The 20,191-nt window shown below is 50.8% G+C and carries 14 protein-coding genes; 1 reads left to right on the top strand and 13 read right to left on the bottom strand.

Features of this window, described 5'->3' with window-relative positions:
- Nucleotides 1-205: 205 nt before the first annotated feature.
- A complete protein-coding gene (locus MYS68_RS02110) occupies nt 206-787 on the bottom strand; it encodes a TetR/AcrR family transcriptional regulator (RefSeq protein WP_248924235.1) in 582 nt (193 codons plus the stop codon).
- Nucleotides 788-1,111: 324 nt separating this feature from the next.
- On the opposite strand from MYS68_RS02110, the gene MYS68_RS02105 reads away from it, so the two are divergent.
- The gene (locus tag MYS68_RS02105; RefSeq protein ID WP_248924234.1) at nt 1,112-2,053 is read left to right on the top strand and encodes an alpha/beta fold hydrolase; all 942 of its coding nucleotides are present in this window, start codon (nt 1,112-1,114) and stop codon (nt 2,051-2,053) included.
- A gap of 145 nt (nt 2,054-2,198) precedes the next feature.
- Here MYS68_RS02105 and MYS68_RS02100 read toward each other — a convergent pair whose 3' ends face one another.
- The 12 genes from MYS68_RS02100 to MYS68_RS02045 form a co-directional block, all read right to left on the bottom strand.
- On the bottom strand, nt 2,199-3,803 hold the full coding sequence (locus MYS68_RS02100; protein WP_248924233.1) for a glycoside hydrolase family 43 protein: 1,605 nt from the start codon (nt 3,801-3,803) through the stop codon (nt 2,199-2,201).
- A 52-nt stretch (nt 3,804-3,855) separates the two neighbouring features.
- Nucleotides 3,856-5,364: an ABC transporter substrate-binding protein gene (locus tag MYS68_RS02095; protein WP_248924232.1), complete on the bottom strand. Its 1,509-nt coding sequence runs from the start codon at nt 5,362-5,364 to the stop codon at nt 3,856-3,858.
- Nucleotides 5,365-5,396: 32 nt separating this feature from the next.
- Nucleotides 5,397-6,329: an ABC transporter permease gene (locus tag MYS68_RS02090; protein WP_248924231.1), complete on the bottom strand. Its 933-nt coding sequence runs from the start codon at nt 6,327-6,329 to the stop codon at nt 5,397-5,399.
- 15 nt (nt 6,330-6,344) lie between these two features.
- The gene (locus MYS68_RS02085; RefSeq protein WP_248930786.1) at nt 6,345-7,229 is read right to left on the bottom strand and encodes a carbohydrate ABC transporter permease; all 885 of its coding nucleotides are present in this window, start codon (nt 7,227-7,229) and stop codon (nt 6,345-6,347) included.
- Between the two features lie 215 nt (nt 7,230-7,444).
- A complete protein-coding gene (locus MYS68_RS02080; RefSeq protein WP_248924230.1) occupies nt 7,445-9,067 on the bottom strand; it encodes a response regulator in 1,623 nt (540 codons plus the stop codon).
- A 3-nt stretch (nt 9,068-9,070) separates the two neighbouring features.
- A complete protein-coding gene (locus MYS68_RS02075) occupies nt 9,071-10,834 on the bottom strand; it encodes a sensor histidine kinase (RefSeq protein ID WP_248924229.1) in 1,764 nt (587 codons plus the stop codon).
- A 169-nt stretch (nt 10,835-11,003) separates the two neighbouring features.
- Nucleotides 11,004-13,178 carry a family 78 glycoside hydrolase catalytic domain gene (locus tag MYS68_RS02070; protein WP_248924228.1) on the bottom strand — a complete coding sequence of 725 codons (2,175 nt, stop codon included), beginning with the start codon at nt 13,176-13,178 and terminating at the stop codon, nt 11,004-11,006.
- Between the two features lie 101 nt (nt 13,179-13,279).
- The gene (locus tag MYS68_RS02065) at nt 13,280-14,674 is read right to left on the bottom strand and encodes an ABC transporter substrate-binding protein (protein ID WP_248924227.1); all 1,395 of its coding nucleotides are present in this window, start codon (nt 14,672-14,674) and stop codon (nt 13,280-13,282) included.
- A 125-nt stretch (nt 14,675-14,799) separates the two neighbouring features.
- Nucleotides 14,800-16,431, bottom strand: coding sequence for a response regulator (locus tag MYS68_RS02060; RefSeq protein WP_248924226.1), 1,632 nt, complete (start codon nt 16,429-16,431; stop codon nt 14,800-14,802).
- Nucleotides 16,424-18,268 carry a sensor histidine kinase gene (locus MYS68_RS02055; protein WP_248930785.1) on the bottom strand — a complete coding sequence of 615 codons (1,845 nt, stop codon included), beginning with the start codon at nt 18,266-18,268 and terminating at the stop codon, nt 16,424-16,426. Before MYS68_RS02055 ends, MYS68_RS02060 begins: the two co-directional genes overlap by 8 nt.
- 151 nt (nt 18,269-18,419) lie before the next feature.
- On the bottom strand, nt 18,420-19,253 hold the full coding sequence (locus MYS68_RS02050) for a carbohydrate ABC transporter permease (protein ID WP_248924225.1): 834 nt from the start codon (nt 19,251-19,253) through the stop codon (nt 18,420-18,422).
- Nucleotides 19,254-19,269: 16 nt separating this feature from the next.
- Nucleotides 19,270-20,181 (bottom strand): carbohydrate ABC transporter permease, encoded by a 912-nt coding sequence (locus MYS68_RS02045; RefSeq protein WP_248924224.1) that lies wholly within the window; start codon nt 20,179-20,181, stop codon nt 19,270-19,272.
- Nucleotides 20,182-20,191: the final 10 nt, after the last annotated feature.

The following is a 20,191-nucleotide window of genomic DNA, read 5'->3' as shown; positions in this document are numbered from 1 at the left end:
TGGCTGCCGGCAGCCATTTGTCCGCAATTCAGGCAACCGGGCACTGGCAGCATCACGGAGGAAAGCTTTAAAAGCCTGCTCTGCATCGCATGTCTCGGAATGACGTTAAAAAAGCTCTGTGCACAGTCTTATCCATGCACGGGGCTCCCTTTCCATAGATGAGAGCTCTCCCGGCCTCCGATTTTGAATATGAAGCATCGTTCCTTTATTGCAGCAGGGCAAGTATCGTCGCTGCCGAATTTTCTGCAAATGCCCGATCGGGGCGGGATTTCATCAACACGGTAAGTCCGATCATGGAAACGACAAGCGTCTGGGCTAACTTTTTGGCATTCCCATCGTTCCGAAGTTCGCCGGATCGCATCCCCCGTTCGATAGTCTCCTGAAAAATCGCCGCCAAATACATCTGGTGCTCCCTGGTCAGCACTTCAAATTTGGCATCATGCGGCGCCAATTCGACCATCACATTAAGGCAGAAGCACCCTCGGTTCGGTCCTTCCTCGTATCCTTCCGCCACAATGCCTTCAAACAAAGAACGAAACGCCTCTTTGACGGATGTGCCGCTTTGAAGCTTGGCGCGTATATAGGAAGAATGGAACTGATTGTATTTGCGAAGCGCAGCTTCAAAAAGCTCCTTCTTGTCTCCGTAGGCGGAGTAAAGACTGGGCCGCTGAATGCCCATTTTCGACGTTAAATCGCTCAATGAAGTCGCTTCGTAACCTTTCTCCCAGAACAGTTCCATCGCTGCTTGAAGCGCTTTTTCTTCATCGAATGCCCGAGGCCGCACCATAAATAACCCTCTTTTCATATCGGTCAGTATAATTCAATCTTATATGATGCCGCGGAAACAGTCAAATTTATTTTCAACTTTTCGCTTGACATAAACCAAAATCTTGCTATATATTTATCTCGTCATTTACTTACCGAACGGTATATTATACTCAACAGTACATAAATGAACGATGCCGCACATGCAACAAGAAGAACATTCAAACTTGGAAAGGTGTGTGATAAAGGAGATTCTCGAAGGAAAACCGGAGTCAAGAATCGTATTAACAACGTTCGCGTAAATAAAATCGGATTTGAATAAAACCATCTTTCAGGAGGACTTCCCATGGCTTATCCTCATAAACCCGACCATGATCGTCTCGGGAATTTTGGCGGCACATTCCCGTTCGCACCGCACTTTACAGACGCCGCCGGCTTCGCCATGCACTACGTCGACGAAGGGCCACGCGCTGATGAGACCGTTCTTTGCCTTCATGGCGAGCCGACCTGGGGTTATTTGTTTCGCCATCTGATTCCGGTATTGAGCGAAGATTTCCGGGTTGTCGTCCCCGATCATATGGGCTTCGGCAAAAGTGCGACGCCGCAGGACCGCAGCTACTGGCTGCAGGACCATATCGACAATCTCGAACGGTTCGTGCTTGCACTCGACCTGAAACAGATCACTCTTATCATGCACGATTTTGGCGGACCTGTGGGAATGGGGCTTGCCGCTCGCCATCCGAACCGGATTCGCAGAATAATTTCCACCAACGGACCGACACCGTTCGGCCAATCTGACCTCGTCGACCGGTTGAACGCCAATGGCGGCGTCTCCCCCTGGTTCCAATGGATCTTGAAGGCGGAGAAGGAAGGTAGCCTTGAAGCCGTTCTGGGACAACTCGGTTACAATATCCTCAGCACACTCAAGCTGAACGGCTTCGAGAACCATGAATTGATTACCGATACCTGGCTCGCGGCTTACGGATCGCCGTTTGCCAGTCCGGCCGACTGTCTCGGCGCGATCGGCTGGGCGAAAGGGTGCGCAGCAGGCGCGCATCGCTTCGAGACGCCCGATGCCGAAGCCGTGAGCGCCATCCGTATCAAGCCCGCGCTTGCGATTTGGGGAGAAGCCGACCGCACACTGCATGCCGAGCATTTTCTCCCGCTTTTCACGGAGCTGTTTCCGGACGCTCCCGTTCACCGGCTTGCAGGTGTAGGCCATTACTGCCTGGAGGATGCGCCGGGCGAAATCGGACGTCTTATCGTGGATTTCATCAGGCAAAATTGAGGCATTTGGGTTGTAGGTAACTCGCCCAAGGGCACGATAAATAACAGGCCGATCAAATAAAAAATCGGTACACATTCAAGACAAATGTGTACCGTTATATTTTATCCATGCGACCGGAGCCGGATTAATCAAACGTAAGTGAAGTTTACGAAATCCCTCGGTACATAAATTGTTTGAACAACGCTTTTCCGTGCTGTTCGTAGAGCACCCCGCGGGCAAAGAGGCCGATGCGCGGAGCCGTGAAGCAGTTGAATCGGGCGTAATTTTCCGGGTACAGAAAATCCGCCGGCACGTTCAAGCCCAATTCCGCAAACTGTGCACCGTCCGACGATACGGCGAATGTAAACTCCCTGCTTTCGGCATCAAGCCGGACTCTCAGCCATACATCTTCTCCCGGCTCCACGTTAAGCTTCTTCTGATAAAGCGATTGTCGAAGACATTTCTCCGAGCGGTCGATCTCCACAAAAAGTCCGTCATCCTCCTGCTTCTCGTGCAGCCGGCCGGCGTCGAACTTTTGTCCGGAAGTTTGGCCGATCCCATTACGAATACTGAACAGGAGCATTGCATCCATATCCCGGTATAACACAAGTCCTGCTTCGTCTCCCAATGCATGCGGCATAAATGAAAGACGGGTGAGCGCCTCGAAGCCGAAATGCTCCCATCGACGGGTAAGGATCAGAGTCGAACCGGGGGTATACAGCGGGTAAGAGGCGCACTCGAGCTCAAGTCCGTTTGCCGTAAGCGCATAACTTCCTTCCAGCGGATGGCGCACCCATTCCCAGACCGGACTCAACTCCGGCTTATCGAATCGATCCGTTTCGTACTCGGCCTGAGCGGGTTCATATTCTTTTTCCAACTGCACCTCCACCCGCTCCTGCGGGCTCCCGCCTTCTCCGACCTCAAACCACCCGTCCTCGGTCCAATGCACCGCCTCCAGGAAAGTCTCTCTGCCCAATGGCGTGCTGCCGTTCGGAGTTAACGGGCGTCCTCCCAGATGCACCATCCACCAGCCGCCTTTCGTGTCCTCCACGAGTTTCCCGTGCCCTGCCTTTTGAAAAGGCTTGTAAGGATCCGTCTGGGCAAGGACCGGATTGTGCGGACACGGTTCGTAAGGGCCCCATATTGATCGGCTGCGTGCCAATGTTTCCCTGTGTCCGAAACGCGTCCCCCCTTCGGCCAGCATCAGGTAGTAGTAGCCGGAACGTTTGACGATATGCGGACCTTCCGGAGTTTGGCCGCCGGTCCCGGGCCATACCTGCCTCGCTTCGCCTATCAAACCGGACCCGTCCGGCCGCAGCTCCTGCAGCCAGCCGCCGCCAAACGCCAGATAACACCGTCCGTCGTCATCATGGAAAATGGACGGATCTATAAAATGATGGTTTAATACGATCCCGTCGGAATACGGACCTTCGGGACGCTCGGCGGTAAACAGCAGATTCGTGCATCGCGGCTGGCTGTGAAAGAAAGGCACGACCACCCAAAACTTTCCGGCCGCATACGAAATATCCGGAGCAAATACCCCGTGGGAATCCGGCACTCCGGTCAAATCCAATTGGCTCCGCCGGGTAATGACGTGACCTATAGGCCGCCAATGGACCAGATCGCGGGAATGATGCACCAGAACGCCGGGGAAATATTGGAAGGTGGAGGTGACCAAATAATAATCTTCCCCTACCCTCACCACGGAGGGATCGGGGTGGTCTCCCGGAAGCACCGGATTGGGAAAGGAATGAACGAAGCGTTCTGCCATCTTTTATTTGACACCGCCTTCTGTGATTTTGCAATTCGCGTTTTACGTCTCTTTATTTTCTGGACGAAGCCCATTCGTCGAGCTGCTTCTGCTTCTCGGCAATGATCTTATCGATGCCGGCGGCTTTCAGCCTGGAAATAAAATCGGGCAGAGCGGTTTTGGGATCGATAGCTCCAAACTCAATCGCCGTTTTGTAAGAGCTTAACACATTGGATACGGCAGCCAATTCGGTTTTTACCGGTTCACCGTCAAAAGAAAACCCTAATGCCTTGGACTTGAGCGCAGTTTTATTGAATTCGTCAATATTTTTCCAGGTGTTGGGGTCCTGCACTTTAAAGGTGTACGAATTAAAGCTGTTTCCGATCTTCCAGTTTTCAAGATAATACCCTACGTTGGAAGCATTCACATCCTGAGGATAATCGATGATATTATCGCCGGCTTTTACATAATGCTTGCCTTCAATCCCATAATCCAATAAATTGATCAACGTTTTATCCGAATAAAGCATGTTCAGAAACATCATCGCTCTTTCCGGATTTTGCGAGTTTTTCGGAATCACCATCAAGGCGTTGGTAATTTTGCTGGTCGTTGCCAGGGCGCCGGTCAGCGGAACGCTTACCATTTTCACGCCGCCCGTTCTGGGGAGCACGTCCTCATCGAAGCCCGGCTTCAACGAACCGTAAAACGAAAATGCTTTATTGGCTTTTACCAGATTATATCCCGTCTCCGTGTTGGTAGCGGCATCCTTGGAAATGTAGCCTTCCAGGTACCATTTCCTCATCCGTTCGGCCAAATCGGCATATGGCTTGCTTTCATACAAATTGGATACCTTCAAATTGGTTACGTCCATCAAAACACCCAAATAATTATCCAATCTGTCAATGTCGCCGTTGTAAATCAGTTCCATTAAGGTGCCGGTCGTTCCGGTCACCGGAATCATGCCGGGTTCGTTATCCTTAATGGTTTTGAAAATCGGCTCCAGATCGTCCAGCGTTTTAATTTTGGTCGTGTCGATTTTATATTTATCCACCATATCTTTCCGCATCACAATTCCCGCCGACGCCGCCCAGTCTTTAATGCTCGGTACGGAATAAATTTTACCTTTGATCTTCAAGCTATCCATAATGCCCTTATCCAAGCTCGCCTTAATATCCGGCCCATGTTTGTCCAACAATTCATCGATCGGAATAAGCTGGCCCTTGGCGACCTGATTGATGTAACCGAGGGAGCTGGCTGTCCAGAGTAGATCCATCTTCTCGTTTGCCGTCAGCATAAGATTGATTTGCTGCTGCCAGGTTCCGTTGCTGATGGGCAGCAGCTTTACCGTTGCGTTGATTTTTTCCTTTGTGATTTTGCTGATCGCCGCTTCCACCTCTTTTAAATCTTTGGGCTCCGCAGCTTGATAGACCATCGTAATCTCATACGGAGGCAGCGAATCTTTGGAATTGCCGCCTGCTCCCGCCGTATTGTTAGCCGCCGGTGCGGGCGATGACGAACAACCGGCAAATAAAGCTCCTGCAAGCAGGATCGATGTTAAAGTGCCAAAACTTTTCTTCCTCATACGATAACCCCCTCGAATTTATATCCAACCGGTTAAAATAATGCATTGTCTTTGTTGAATTTCTTGACGATGTAATTCGAAAAAAATACGAGCACAAAGCCGACCAACGATTGATATAATCCGGCCGCCGACGACATCCCGATATCCCCTAATGTAATTAAAGCGCGGTATACATAAGTATCGATGACATTGGTTGTCGATTGGATCGCTCCGGAGTTTAGCGGCACCTGGTAAAACAGCCCGAAATCGGAATAAAACACCCGGCCGATCTGCAGCAAGGTCATGACGGTGATAACGGGGACGATCAAAGGAATCGTAATCGAGCGAATTTGCTGCCATTTGCTTGCCCCGTCAATGGTGGCCGCCTCGTAGTATTCATGATCGATCCCAACGATCGCCGCCAGATAAATAACGCATAGATAACCGGCCTTCGCCCAAGTGTTGACAAACGTCAGTATGAACGGCCAATACTTGGATTCGTTGTACCAGGAAATGGAGTCCAGCCCGAGCAGCGGCAAAATGGTCTTATTCATAAACCCGTTCTCGATGCTCAAACAAGCATAAACCAGATAACCGATGATGACCATGGAGATCAGGTGCGGCAGCAGCACGATGCTTTGGTAAAATCTCGATACGATGATATTTTTCACTTCGTTCAAAAGAATAGCCAGTCCGACGGCGAAAATGAGATTAATGACAATGAAAATAATTCCATACAATAAGGTGTTTCGGGTGATGATAAAAGCATCCGTCGTTTTAAACAAATATTCGAAATTTTTAAACCCTACCCAGTCGCTTCCCCAGATTCCTTTAATAAAATCGATATCCTTAAAAACAATAACGACCCCGAACATCGGGATATAATTATTCATGAGCAGGTACAGGAATCCGGGCAACGTCATCAAGTAAAGAGCACGGTATTTCGATGCTTCCTTGAGCCAATTTTTTACCGTTAAACCGTTCATCTGTGTCTCCCCCCGTTAACCTTTCACCGCTCCGATAGTTAATCCTTTGACAAAAAACTTTTGAAAAAACGGGTACGTCAGGATAATCGGGATAATCCCCAGCACCGCCATGGCCATCCGGGCCGTTTCCGTAGGAATCGACGTTGTATCCTGAGCTCCGTAGGAGCTGTCCGCCCTTTTCAAAAACTCGATGTCCATCAATATCCGGTTGAGCAAATTTTGCAGACTGTACAGCTTGCTGTCGGTTAAATAAATTAATCCGTTATACCAGTCGTTCCAATAATGAATCGTTTGAAACAAACCGACGGTAGCGAGAACCGGAAGCGAGAGAGGCAGAACCATCTGACAGAAAATGCGAAATTCGCTTGCGCCGTCTATTTTGGCCGATTCGATGATCGCGCCCGGAATCGAATTGGAGAAAAAGGTGCGCATCAGCATCACGTAAAAAGCGTTGAGCAGAAGCCCCGGGACGATCAAAGCCCAAATCGTATTTTTCATATGCAGAAATTGAGTGTACACCAGGTAGGTGGGGACAAGACCGCCGTTAAACAGCATCGTAATAAACACGAGAAACGATAACGGATTGGACAGCGGCATGTCTTTGCGGGATAGCGGGTAGGCCAGCAGCGCCGTAATTAACAGGCTCACGGCCGTTCCAACCACGGTGACGACCACCGTGATTCCCAATGCTCTCAGCATCTTGGCGGAATCCTTTACCAAATACTGATAAGCGGAAAAACTGATTTCTCTGGGAAAAAACGAATATCCGTAGTGAATAATCGATTTCTCATCGGTAATCGAAGAAATAATGAGCAGCAAAAATGGAAAAATACACATACAGGATAAAATAATCATTATCGCATGAATGATCCATTGGGTTACACGGTCTTGCGTCCGCACAGCCATTTCATAACCTCCTATTCGCGCTTCCCTCCATGATCTCTCTGTTATCGGCTAGTCGTCCATCCGTCGATCAACTCTTTTCGTCATTGAATGATTTAATCATACTTCGCACGTAATAGATCAACTACTCATAAACGGATATTTCATTTTTAATTTTCCGACATCGTTTGAGGCAGGCCTAAGGAAACAAAAAAAGGCTGCTAGATGCAAATCTAACGGCCAGTACTCCATTTGCGAAATTCCTGCGGATTCATTTGGGTTGTTTTCTTAAAAACGGTGGAAAAATAGGAGAAATTGGAATATCCCACATGCAGGGCTATGTTGCTTATGGACATATCCGTTTTCACCAAGAGGTCCTTGGCGATCTCGATACGGGCTTGAATCACATATTCGGAGATCGAGAGACCCGTTTCTTTCTTGAATAATTTGGCGATATAATCGGGATGCAGTCCGATATAACCGGCAAGATCGTCGCGGGAAATATCTTGATCCAGATTTGTGGAAATATAACGTTTTACTTTTTCAACCGCATTTTCAGTACTCTCGATTTCCCGGATATGGTCCATCGCTTTGCCAATCATTTCTTGAGCCCACTCCGCCAAATCCATGACCGAACGAACGGCAACGGCGGATCTTTCAGCCGACACGCTTTCGGAAAAAACCTGATGGGCCTGGAAAGCCTCGAATTGCAGCGCTTTATAAACCATTTGCAAAAAGTAATGATGAAATTCTTGTAAAACTTTAACATCCAGCCCTTCCATTTGCTTTAAGGATTCCAAAAATTCCAATACTTCTCCCACGAGTTTTTCCTGAGCTCCCCGCTTTAACCATTCGCACCATACCGACATGTTGGGAAGATCAATCCGCTTCGCGCTCGCGCCATTCACATGATCCTCCAGCAGAAATACCTTATTCACCCCTGTAATATTGTTGTCTCTTACGGCGACAAGAGCTTCATAAGCGGCTACGACTTCATGAATAAATACTGCAGTTCCCACAAAACAGGATAGGTGGCAATAAAAATATTTGTTGCAGGCAGCCGTGTATTTTTCACAATCGTATTTCAGCGCTTTCGCATTGACATTGGATAATACGGCCGTTGGGACAGGAAGCAAACATAGCAAATCTCCTCTGTTCACCGGGACGACTTGGGCGTGCGCTTCGTTATTCAGAATCATTTCCTTGGCGGAATTCAGCAATGCATATTCCATGATTTGCTCTTCGCGCTTGGACAATTCTTTATCCCAACGTCTCACGCTTATAAGAATGGGCAAGAAACGCGACTCGCCGGAATAAGGCAAAGTCAAGTTTTGGATGGCTTGCTGAATCGCATCGGGATGCGAGGAGATTTTACGATTCAGCAAATCCAGCCAAAATTTCTCCGCAAGCAGAGGTTGATGGGAAGACCATAACTCGTAGTAGTGCCTATAGGTTTCCAAATAACCCAAATCTTCTCTTTCTTTGCGTATTTTATGAATCGCCTTGACCACGATGGACTTCAGCTCTTCATCTTCCACCGGCTTGAGCAAATATTCCAGACACCCTAATTGGATAGCTTTTTTCGCGTAGGAGAAATCGGCATGGCAGGTGACAAAAATACATTCGGTGGCCGGGAACTGTTCCTTCACCCAAGCCAGCAGCTCGAGGCCGTTTCCGCCCGGCATTTCGATATCGCAGATCAATACATCGATCGGACAGGTTGCAAAAACCTCTTTCGCCTGCCGGATGTTATACGCCATATGAACCTGCGAGATCCCCAGTTCTTCCCAAGCCAGGCTCATCTTAATTCCGCTCGCAATATGAATTTCATCGTCCACAATAAGCAGCTGATACACCGGTTATTCCCCCTTCTCTTTCTCTTCCCTGCTGACCGGAATCCATACGCTCACTACGGCGCCTCCCTCCGCGTCGTTGGAAAACGCGATGGCAGCCCTGTCTTGATACAGCAGCCGCAGCCTTCTCTTCACATTCCATATGCCGATATGCTCCCCTTCATCGTTAAGCAGCTCCCGATCTGCATTAAGCGTTTCCAATATGTCCGGAGAAAAACCTTTGCCGGTATCCCGGACCGTAATCTTCAGCTGGCCGAAAGGATCCTCCGTAAGCGAAATGGAGATATGAATATGAATAGATTCATCCAAAGACATCGCATGTTTAATCACATTTTCGGCAAAAATCTGGACGACGAGTGGAGGAATCGGAAACGGCCCAGCCGCATCCTCGATATCCAGCGTATAAGTAAAGTTATGAGGAAACCTCATCTGCTGAATTTTCAAATAGTTGCGGGTATGCTTAATTTCATCTTCAACCGTAACAAAATCCATGTTGTTGCTTCGAAACATGAAGCGGAAATATTGGATTAAGCTGAGGGAAAGCTCGCCGATGAGACCGAAATCTTTGGCCCGCGACAAATAATAAATAATGTTTAACGAATTTAAGAAAAAATGAGGATTAATCTGCAGCTTTAAATGCTGCAGCTCCGCTTTTTGCAGATTCAGCCGTTCCTCATATACATGAATCCGCAATTCCTGAATTTGGTCGACCATGTGGTTAAACGTTTCGTTGACCAAAGCAAACTCGTGTGAAGTTCGGTGGTCAAGGATTCGTGTCTCGATTTCCCCGTTTTTAATTTTTCTCATGGCCGCCACCACCCGATGGAGCGGAAGCAAAATAATTTGGCGAAGCAAAAAGTAAACGATGATCAGGATGAGCACGGAGCCGAACGAAACAAGCGACGCGATGCGCTGCATGAACGGAAGCCGCTCCAATACCTTCCTCTCGGGAATCAGGGCAATCAAATGAAAGTCGCCGACCCCGGACTTGTCCCCCGCCGCCAGAAACAAATCGGAGCCTTGTCCGGTAATCGTGCTCCCACTTCTATTATAGTTTAACTCTATATGCCGATCGGCAATAAACTGGGCGTCATTTAGCGGGACGTAATCCTCCGTCGCAAGGACTGCTCTTCCCGTATCTCCGAAATCCAATAATTTCATGGGGGCCAGAATCCGGCTTGCCTTCACCCAAGCCCCGATATACACATTCCCATTTCTTATAATGCTTAGCAAATAATAATTGTTATTCACCGATCGATATGGATACCATCGATTAGACTGGTACTCACTCAGCCGCTGCTGATCTTTCAAAAATTCGCCGACCTCCATCCGGACCGATTCCCGCTCTTCGAAAGTGGACGAATTGATGTGCGCGTCAATGAATTCCTTGTTCACGGCGGAATAAACAAAAAACAGGTCCATCGTCGGATAAGTCGCAATGCTGCCCGCCAATTTGTTGGCAAGGCGGATTTTGGCCGCGTTATAAGCGGAGTTTTCCCTGCTGCCGGGAAGCTCAAGGATGCTCAAATCCGCATCCTCCACCGCCATATTGATCAAATATTTGCTCATTTCGGTCAAATCCCGATCGATAAGCTGCATGTATAAGCTGACTAAGTTTTTATTGGACTCGCTCACCTGGTTCACCACAAGCTTACTGGCGTAAAAATTGTTATAAACCAGCAGGGTGACCAGCGGAACCGTAGACAGTAAAAAGATGATCATGACTTTGATTCGTACCGATCCCAATAACGTCTTCAGCCTCGACCCCATCCCATTATCCCCTTAGAAAAAATAAAGAGCCTGACCCTTGTTTCAGATTCGGGCAGACCTCATATGAATGATTTCTTTTCTATTTTATACTAGAATCGGCTTCTTCAGCTACCGCTAAACCGATTTCTCACTTGTAAAAATCCGATGTATCGATCCTCCGCTTCCCGCGCTAGACCACCGTGACTCCCTCCGGAGTGCCTAAATGAAGCTCTCCGTTCTTATAGACTATCTCAAATGTGCCGCTGACCGTGCGGAATTGAAGGTTGAAATCGTGCATCCCCTGCGGAATCCGGGGATTAAATGAGACTTCCGACCATCCGGGCTTCGCCGGCTTCAGTCCGATGATCTCCTCGATCAAAATCGGTATCGGCGCGCTGGCCCAACCATGGCACAAGCTGGTGTTCCACTTTTGGTCCTTGCCCCAAGCTTCAAAGCACGACGTCGCCCCTTCCTTCACCATGTTGGCCCACGAACGGTCGTCCCGGCATGTCATCAGTTCGTAAATCAGCTCCGTCTCGCCGTGGGCGGCCAAAGCTTTAAGCAGAAAATAAGACATGAACACGCCGCAGCTCAGCCGTTTTGTCCGGATCAACGAAACGATAGAGGGAATCGAATCCGCAGGCGCCATATGAAACAATAAAGGCAACATATTGGCATGAAGCGAATGATGCTCGGACACGGTAGAGTCGGCGAACAAACGTGCTTCCGGGCGATAAAAGGCGGCGATAAACGATCGCTTTAATGCCGGCAGCTCGTCTTCGTAAGGGATATTCAGGATATCCCGGATGGTCTGCACCGTTTGAATGCAGCCGTAGTAGTAGGCGTTGATGACGTTATGGCAGCCGTCGCTGACCGGGCGGGTTAAAGGGAAGTCGTAGCCGTCCCGCAAATTGTCCGGCCAATCGACCAAGTTCCACTTCTCCTTGACGTCCTCCAGCAGCCCGTCCATCCGCGCAAATTTTCGGAAATATGCCAGCAGCCCCTCGGCCACCGGATACATTTCCCGGAGAAAATCGATGTCCCCGCTGTGCTGATAATATAACAGCAGCTGCATCGGCCACTGCAGCGAAAAGTCGGCGATTTCCTGCATGAAGTTGCCCGGGGCCACCGCCAGAAGTCCGGGACAAACCGCTGCGGAAAGGGCAACGTCGCGAATCGCCTTCTTGAACAGGCGCAAATCTCCGCTGATGTACATATGCGTGTGGCCCAATACGGTGTTGTCCCCCAAATATTGGCCTTTTTCCCGGGATGGGCAGTCCACGAAGTTTTCCTGCGCACAAAGCTGTACGCCGCGCACGCAAATATCCCAAATTTGCCCCAGCAGCGTGTCGGCCGATTCGAAACGGCAGGCGTCCGGGTCCAGTGGGTAATGTCTGACGACGGCAGCGAAGCTGTCGGGCCGAATCGCTTCCTCCGGTCCGATCACTTCCGCATATCGAAACGCTTTATACTCGTACTGCTCCAACGTATCCTCCCGGCCGGAAAGCGTCCACGTTTCCAAATACGTGCAGTTGCAGCGCATATCGTATTTGACGGAAAGGCCGTCCGGTTCAAGCTCTTCGCCAAACCGCAGCTCGATCCGATCCCCGCCGTTCCCCTTCGCCTTCATCTCGAATTGCCCGGTGAGCTCTTTCCCGAAGTCAATGAGATAATGGCCTTCTCCAAGCTTACGCACTTGTTCGGGCACGGCTCGATATACGCTTACCGCCGGGGTCGCTTGGGGAACGAGCACATAATCGGCATCCTCCTTGATAACGGCGTTCTCCCAATCTTCATCATTGAAGCCGATCGTATGCCAATCGGGGATGCACAAGCGTTGATCGATATTTTCCAGGAACTGCGTATCGTAGCCGACGGTTCCGCTCGTATCGAATTGATTTGCTCTTTTCCATTTCCACGAATGGTCCGAGGCGGCAATCAGGCCAGCCTCGGTATGCAGCTCCGCAATCATGCCTTGCCGCAGATCGCCGCTGTTGTAAGCCCGGTTGATGTGGCCTTGATAATAAACGTGAACCGCGATGACGTTATCGCCGGGGATGAGATACGGGGTCAAGTCCCATTCGTTGTAGTTATAATGAAAGGGGTACCCCTGCGCAGGGCCTTGCCCCACAAAACGGCCGTTCACGTAAAGCTTGTAATAATCGTCGGCCGTCAAACGCAAAACGGCCTGCAGCGGCTTCTGATCGAAAGCCACCGTTTTTCTGACCAGCATATGCCGGTTGCGCAGCGCTTCCGGATGCGCCGCCGTTTCCAGCGGCTCGTTTTCCTTGTGGAATACAGGAATCGGAGAAAGTCCGAGAAAGTCCGGATCCGCGATCCAGCTTGCCTGCCATGATTTCATCATAGGTCCCCCCGCCCAAGATAGAAAGGAGAGGCCGTCCGGCTGCAAGCGCGGTTCCGATGGGCCTCCCCTTGTACTATCGATTATTTTAAGTCATTTCTTCATTATTTGGCAAATACTTTACCCGGGTTGTCAGGCGTGAAATCGGGATACTGGATTCTTTTGGTTTTTCCTTCCTGAATCGCTTTTTCATACCCCGCATTATATCTGGCGTTCAAATCCGCAATGCCTTTGTCCACATCCATGCTGCCGAGGATAATGGCGTTAAACACAAAGTACATATCGTTGCCTTCCGGCTTAACGCCTGTAGGCAGCGGCGGCCAAATTTTATCCTTGTCCGTCAAAGCCAGGTTCGGCCATTTCTTGATCGTCTCCGGCTTGTCGGCTTTCTCCAGCACGGATGGAACCATGACAAGACCTAAGCCGTTTTTGTGGTAACCGGACAGCAGCTCGTCGCTGTACAGGAATTCCATGACCTTCCAGGCTTTATCCTGATTTTTCGACTTGGCGTTCATCATGAACCAGCGTCCGGCCAGGTTGATGTGTTGCGAGCCCTTCACGTTTCCGTCGATGGTAGGCAGCGGCGCTACGTCCCAATTTTCCTTGGTCGGGAATTGGTTCATGTACACGCCGGGCTCCGAATGGTTCCAGGAAATATACATGCCGATTTTTCCTGCCGCGAACTGGGTGCGCAGCGGGTCGATGTCGAGGGACTCCGAACCCGGGAAGCCGGCGCCGGAGGTGAAAATTTCGCGGTATGCGTTCAAAATCGGCTTATAGCCGGTGAAATCGTATTTGCCGTTCACAAAGTCATACCCTGCCTCAACGCCGCCGCTCCTCATCAGGATGTAATCGATGGAACGGGAATACGCCTGGGCCGGATTTTTTAAATTGGCGGCGAAGCCGTAGATGCCTTGGCTTTTCAATTTGCTCGTAATTTGCTTGGCATCCTGCACCATCTCGTCGATCGTTTTCGGAGGTTCGGCGATGCCGGCCTTCTCGAAGATCCCTTTGTTATAGAACAATCGCGGTGTCGTGCTGATGGCGGGCAGCGAGTAAATGTTGCCGTCGATCATATTGAGGCCTTCGATAAAGGCGCCGTCCCCAAACCGTTTTTTGAATTCGGGGGTCAAATATTTGTTTAACGGCGCCAGATCTCCCTTGGGCAAATGATCGGCAAAGGCGGTCGCCCCGTCGAAGAAAACGTCCGGCCCCTCGTTGGTAGCCAGCGCAATGTCCAGCGATTGCGTGTAGTTTTCCGCATAGATTTGATATTCAATTTCGATGTTATCCTTATTTTCCTTGTTGAATTTGTCGATCTGCGCTTTCATATAATCCTGGTCGGCGCGGTTCATCGTCCACACCTTAATTTTCGTTTTTGCCGCGGAGGAGACAGCGCTTCCATTTTGCCCGGCCGGCTGCTCCTTCGCCCCGCTTCCGCAAGCGGCAAGGGAGGTCACCGAGGCCGCCACCGCCAGTAATGCAATCCACTTTTTCATGTTGCTTTCCCCTTTCTTATTTGCGTTTGCAGCAGCTTCACTTCTTCCACCTCACACATTCTAGCAAAATAACCGGCGCCGCTAAATCCAAAATCCGCATATCCCGTGTACAGAATATGCAGGATTTAGAGCAGTCCGTATTGAAGAGCCTCCCGGTACTCGGTCGGAGTCATCTGGTGAAACTTTTTGAAGCACGAGGAAAAGTACCGCTGCTCCTCAAAGCCCACCTTTTCGGCGACATCGGCAATTTTCAAGGTCGGGTCCTTCAAATATTCGAGCGCCTTCTCCATGCGCACCCTCGTTACGTACTCCACAAACGATTCGCCGGTTTCCTGGCGAAACAGCTGCCGCAAATAATTCGGGCTTAAAAATAAAGTGACCGCCAAGCTGCTTAACGATAATTCGCTGTCGGCAATCCGCGTTTCGATGTACTGCTTTACTTTCTCGACATGGGAAGTGCTCTTGCTGACTTTGCCGTTCTCCATCTCGGAGATGCACATTTCCACGAACCTCTCGAGCCACGTCTGCAGCTCCCGAAACGTTTCCAGCCGGTAAACGTTCACGTACGGATCAAGCTCTTTGTTTTGCAGGAACAACTGCAGCTTGATCTCGGCCTCCTCCATCGCTCTCAGCAAAGACATGGTCAGCTCGAGAATGCTCAGCTTCACCCAATGCGGGTGAGCCCCTTGGGCCGCGGCCAGCTCGTCCATATACTCGCGAACATGCCGCAGTGCGTTATGGCGCTCCAGCAATTTCACGTATAAAATGAGCTGCTCCGCCGTACTGGCCGTTTTCGTTTCCGGAATGGCCGCGTTCCCCAGTTCTTCGAAATTGAGCACCGTCCGGTTTTTCACCGAAAGCCGGAATAACATGGCCTCCTGAGCCTGCTGGTAGGAAAGCGGAAGATCGTGCAAGGTGTCGGTGACCGTCCCCATCGAGATATGCAGCTCGCTCAGCTCGATATTTTTTTGCAGCGCCCTCCCGGTCCGGTTCAAATAGGCGTTCATCGCGGCAAAGCACATCTCCCTCGTGGCAACGCTGCTGCCGATCAGCAAAGCCAGCTCCCCGTCTTTCAGGAAAAAGGCGTGCACATCCAGCTCCTGCACGAAGCGTTCCGCCGTTCCCCGCACGATATCCGCCAGCAGAGCGTCGGCAAATAGATCGCTTTCGGCATGCGGCGCTTCAGCCCTGCCGAATCGAAGCAGGGCCACGGCATAAAAACGGTGGGCCAGGGAAATCCCGAGCTGCCCGGCCCTCTCGCGCAGTGCCTGCATATCCTTTACGCCTTCGATCAGATGGCGGTACAGCCTCTCCCGGTACAGCGGAAGACTTTCCGCGACCATCTGCCGCAGCGCGGCCTGATCCTTGCGAAATACGTGCCTCCTGTCGAACTCCTCCGCCGCAAGACGCAGCCGGGCGGTCAGATGTCCGGATTCCACCGGCTTGAGCAAATAATCGCTCACTCCGAGCTTCAAGCCTTTTTGCGCGTATTCGAAGTCGTCGTGCCCGCTGATAATGATTACAGCCACATCCGGATTTTCCGCCTTCAGCTGCTCGATAAATTCGATACCGTTCATGTTCGGCATTTGAATATCGGTAATGACAAGATCCGGCGACGACTCCAGCGCCAAATTCAAGGCTTCCTCACCGTCCCGCGCCTCCAGAATCGTCTGAAACTTCGGGCAATCTTTGCGTATCGATTCGGCGATGCCTTCCCGGATGATGCTTTCATCGTCCACGATAAGCACTTTATACATGTCTCGCATCTTCCTCCCGGTTCATGATCGGTATCAGGGCGGTTACCTTGGTGCCCCGCCCCTGCAGGCTGTCGATTTGCAAACCGTACGGTTCCCCGAAATAAAGGCGAATCCGGTCGTTGACGTTGTAGAGGCCGTATCCGTCGGAATGCTCCTGCTGCAGTGTCTCAAACCTTCGGCGGATGAGCTGAAGCTTGACCGGATGAATGCCGGGCCCGTTATCCTCGACCGACAGCTTGATCGCGGCTTCCTCCGCCTCGACGCTGATTTTAATCACCCCTTGACCCGGAAGGAGCTTGATGCCGTGGTAGATGGCATTTTCCACCAAGGGCTGCAGGATGAATTTCACGGTCATCTGCTTGTCTATGCTCTCGTCGATATGGAATTCGTAGACGAACCGGTCTTCATAGCGGATTTGTTGGATTCGTAAGTAGCTGGCGACATGGCCGATCTCTTCCTTGATCGGGATGATTTCCTTCCCCCGGCTCAGCGACGTGCGGAAAAAGGACGCGAGCGCGGTGATCATTCGGACGATGTCCCACTCGCCGGACTTCTCGGCCATCCATTTGATCGAGTCGAGCGTATTGTACAAAAAATGCGGCGTCATCTGCGACTGCAGCGCTTTGAGCTCGGCGATGCGCTTTAGCTTCTGCTCCGTCTCGGCGCGCTCTTTCTCATTCTGCAGCTGGACTATATAGCTTTCCTGCTGGCCGACCAAATGATGAATCTCCTCCGTCATGAAATTAAAGGTGCGTCCCAATTTGCCCACCTCATCCTCATAGGGATACTCGAACCGGGCGTCGAAACGCCTCAGCCGCACCTGCTGCATCGTTCTTTCCAGCGCCACCAGCGGCCTGCTGATGGTCGCCGATACCAGATAGGCCAGCCCGAAGCTTAATGTAATGCTGATGAGCAGAATGGCCGCGGAGTAGATTTTCATGCTTCGGAGCTTCTCAAGCAGCGCCTTCCGGGACTGTATGTTGATGATGGTCCACGGAGCCACGTTCGTCCTGATGTAGTTGATGCCGTAGGAATCGGTTCCGAAATCCATTTTCGCGAAACCGCGTTCATTTGACAGCACTTGATTCCAGACGGCCGCGTCTTCGTGAAGGGCCCGGGTGACCGGGGAATCGCTGGACGCTATCGTGTTCCCGCCGGAATCGACAATGATGGTAGAGCTGCCCTCCCCGAGCTGGGCATTGCGCAAATAATCCAGAATGAGCTGTTCCTTCAAATGAATGACCATATACAGTTCATCGTTATACCCGCTCACGGAGAATCGCAGCACCAGAGACACCACGCTTTCGTCCTGGCGGTACAGCTCGCTTTTGGAACGGGGCAGCCAATAGACGGAATTGTCCGGCTGTGCGGAAATCGCTTTAAACATGGCGGTTTCCGTAAACTTCTGATCCGTCCGATAGGACAGCGACAAATCGTAAAAGCTGCCTTTCGGCGTGTACAAGAAGACCGACGAGATGAACGGCTCGGAATACCGCATCTCCAGGAACACGTTGGAAAAATAACTCAATGCCGAAGCGTAGTAACGCGGATCGTCGCTCGCCAGAAAGCGGACGGCCGTTTCGTTGAACATCCGGTCCGACCTGAGAGACAAGCCCCTCGTAATGATGCCTTTCAGCTTCTCGTTCAAGTAATTGCTGACCTGGACCATCACTTCCGAGGAGTGCACGTTGGACGTTTCGGTAGTCACTTGCGACGCGTAACGGTACAGCAGCATACCGGAGAAGCCGGTTGACACGATAACAAGCATGGCGCAGCATAACACGATTTTATGTTTTAAACGCAAATTGTAAATGGGTTGAAGCAACCGGTCGATCATTCTTCTCACCGCTATCCCCTGGAATAGGAAAAATGCCGCAGCTTCCCTTCCCCAAGGAAACATGCGACATGACTCATTATATCAACAAATCCGGCTCCGCCGATACGGCAAATATTGCCAGGAGTCTGGCGGACGGATTGGATGCAGACTCCTAGCCTTTCACCGCGCCTGCGGTGAGGCCGCCGATAAACTGGCGGTTGGCGAACATATACACGATCAGGATCGGGATGATCGCGATCGACGCTCCGGCCGTCATAATATGCAGCTCGGCCGCCGCATTCGCGGAATATCGAAGCCCGACGACGGCGACCGTCAGCGGCTTCATGTCCTGATTCGGAATGCTGAACACGAGAGAGGTAATGTAATCGTTCCAGGCGAGCCGGAAGGAAAACAGTGCAATGACGCCGAGAATGGGGCGAATGAGCGGCAAAATGACCGTCGCGTAAATCCGGAAATAACTGGCCCCCTCCATAACGGCCGATTCGTCCAGCTCTTTCGGCACGCTCTTGATAAACCCCATCACGAGAAAAATGTTGCTCGCTTGTCCGCCGGTCAGCACCAGAGCCAGCCCAAGCAAATTCCCGGTCAACCCGAGCGCTTCCATCAGCATGTACTGCGGGTACAGCGTAATCGGCCCCAGCGCAATGAACATCACCGACAAATACGCGGCCAGCAGCAGCTTCTTGCCCGTAAAGTCATGCCGGGCGACGACGTATCCGGCCATCGATGAGGTGATGAGGGAAAATATCATCGTCAGTGCGCTTAAGATCACGCTGTTCCATGTATATTTCATAAACTGCGCTTTTTCGAATGCTTCCGCGTAATTGCCGAATTTCCATTCGCCGGGAAAGAAGGATCCCCCCGTTTGCAGCTCCAAATTGGATTTTACCGAGCCGAGCAGCGTATACACGACCGGATATAAAGTAAAAGCAACCATTACCGCAAGAAAAATAACGATGACCAGCTTGCCGGCTAACTTTTTCAAGCAGATCCTCCCCCTCTTAATAAATATTATCCAATTTCTTGGAAATCCACAGGTAGATTACCGTAATTCCGCCCAATATCAAGCCGGTGACGACACTGGCGGCGGCCCCGTACCCGATTTCCGGTTTTATGGGGGAGGACGTGCTTACCGGGAAAAACAATTGGTACAAGTACAGAAACACGACTTGCGTTTTGCCCAGCGGACCGCCTTCCGTCATGACCATGATGCTTTGAATATCCTGAAATGCGGCCAAAATCGCCAGCATCAGGATGACGCGAAGCACCGGGCCGAGCATCGGAATCGTAATTTTGAACAGGCGCTGCCAATAGGTGACCCCGTCGATTTCCGCGCTTTCGTATATATCCTTTGGAATCGTTTGCAGCCCGGCGAGAAAATAGACCATATAGTTCCCTATTCCGCCCCACACCGCTACGATAACAACCGACACCATAGCTAGCGAAGAGCCGAGCCAATTGATGGGCTCCTGTATGATCCCCGCGGCCAGCAAATACCGGTTGATATCGCCGTTATACACGTTGAAGAGCAAATAAAACATGAGCGCCATAACCGCCGAGCTCATGATCGTCGGGCTGAAAATGATCGCCTGAAGCACCGCGCTTCCTTTAAACCGGATATTCAGCACCATTGCAATCAGGAAGGAGAGCGGAATGATCAGGGACAGCTTGCCGCACGCATACTTCAACGTATTGATCAAGGAGTCCCAATATATCGGATCCCGGGTGAACAGGCGGATAAAATTATCGAGGCCGATAAATCCCGCCGGATGAATGCCGTCATAATCATACAGCATATACCGAAGCGACCATATGATCGGATATACGGTGAGTCCTATAAAAAGCAGCAAATTAGGCGCCAGCATCGCATACAGCTGACGCTTCGGAAACAGCTTCCCTACGCTTGGTTTCATGACGTACACC

The sequence above is a fragment of the Paenibacillus hamazuiensis genome (assembly GCF_023276405.1).
Lineage (GTDB): Bacteria > Bacillota > Bacilli > Paenibacillales > NBRC-103111 > Paenibacillus_AF > Paenibacillus_AF hamazuiensis.
The sequence above is the reverse complement of the archived record's forward strand: the minus strand, read 5'-3'. Positions and strand labels throughout refer to the sequence as shown.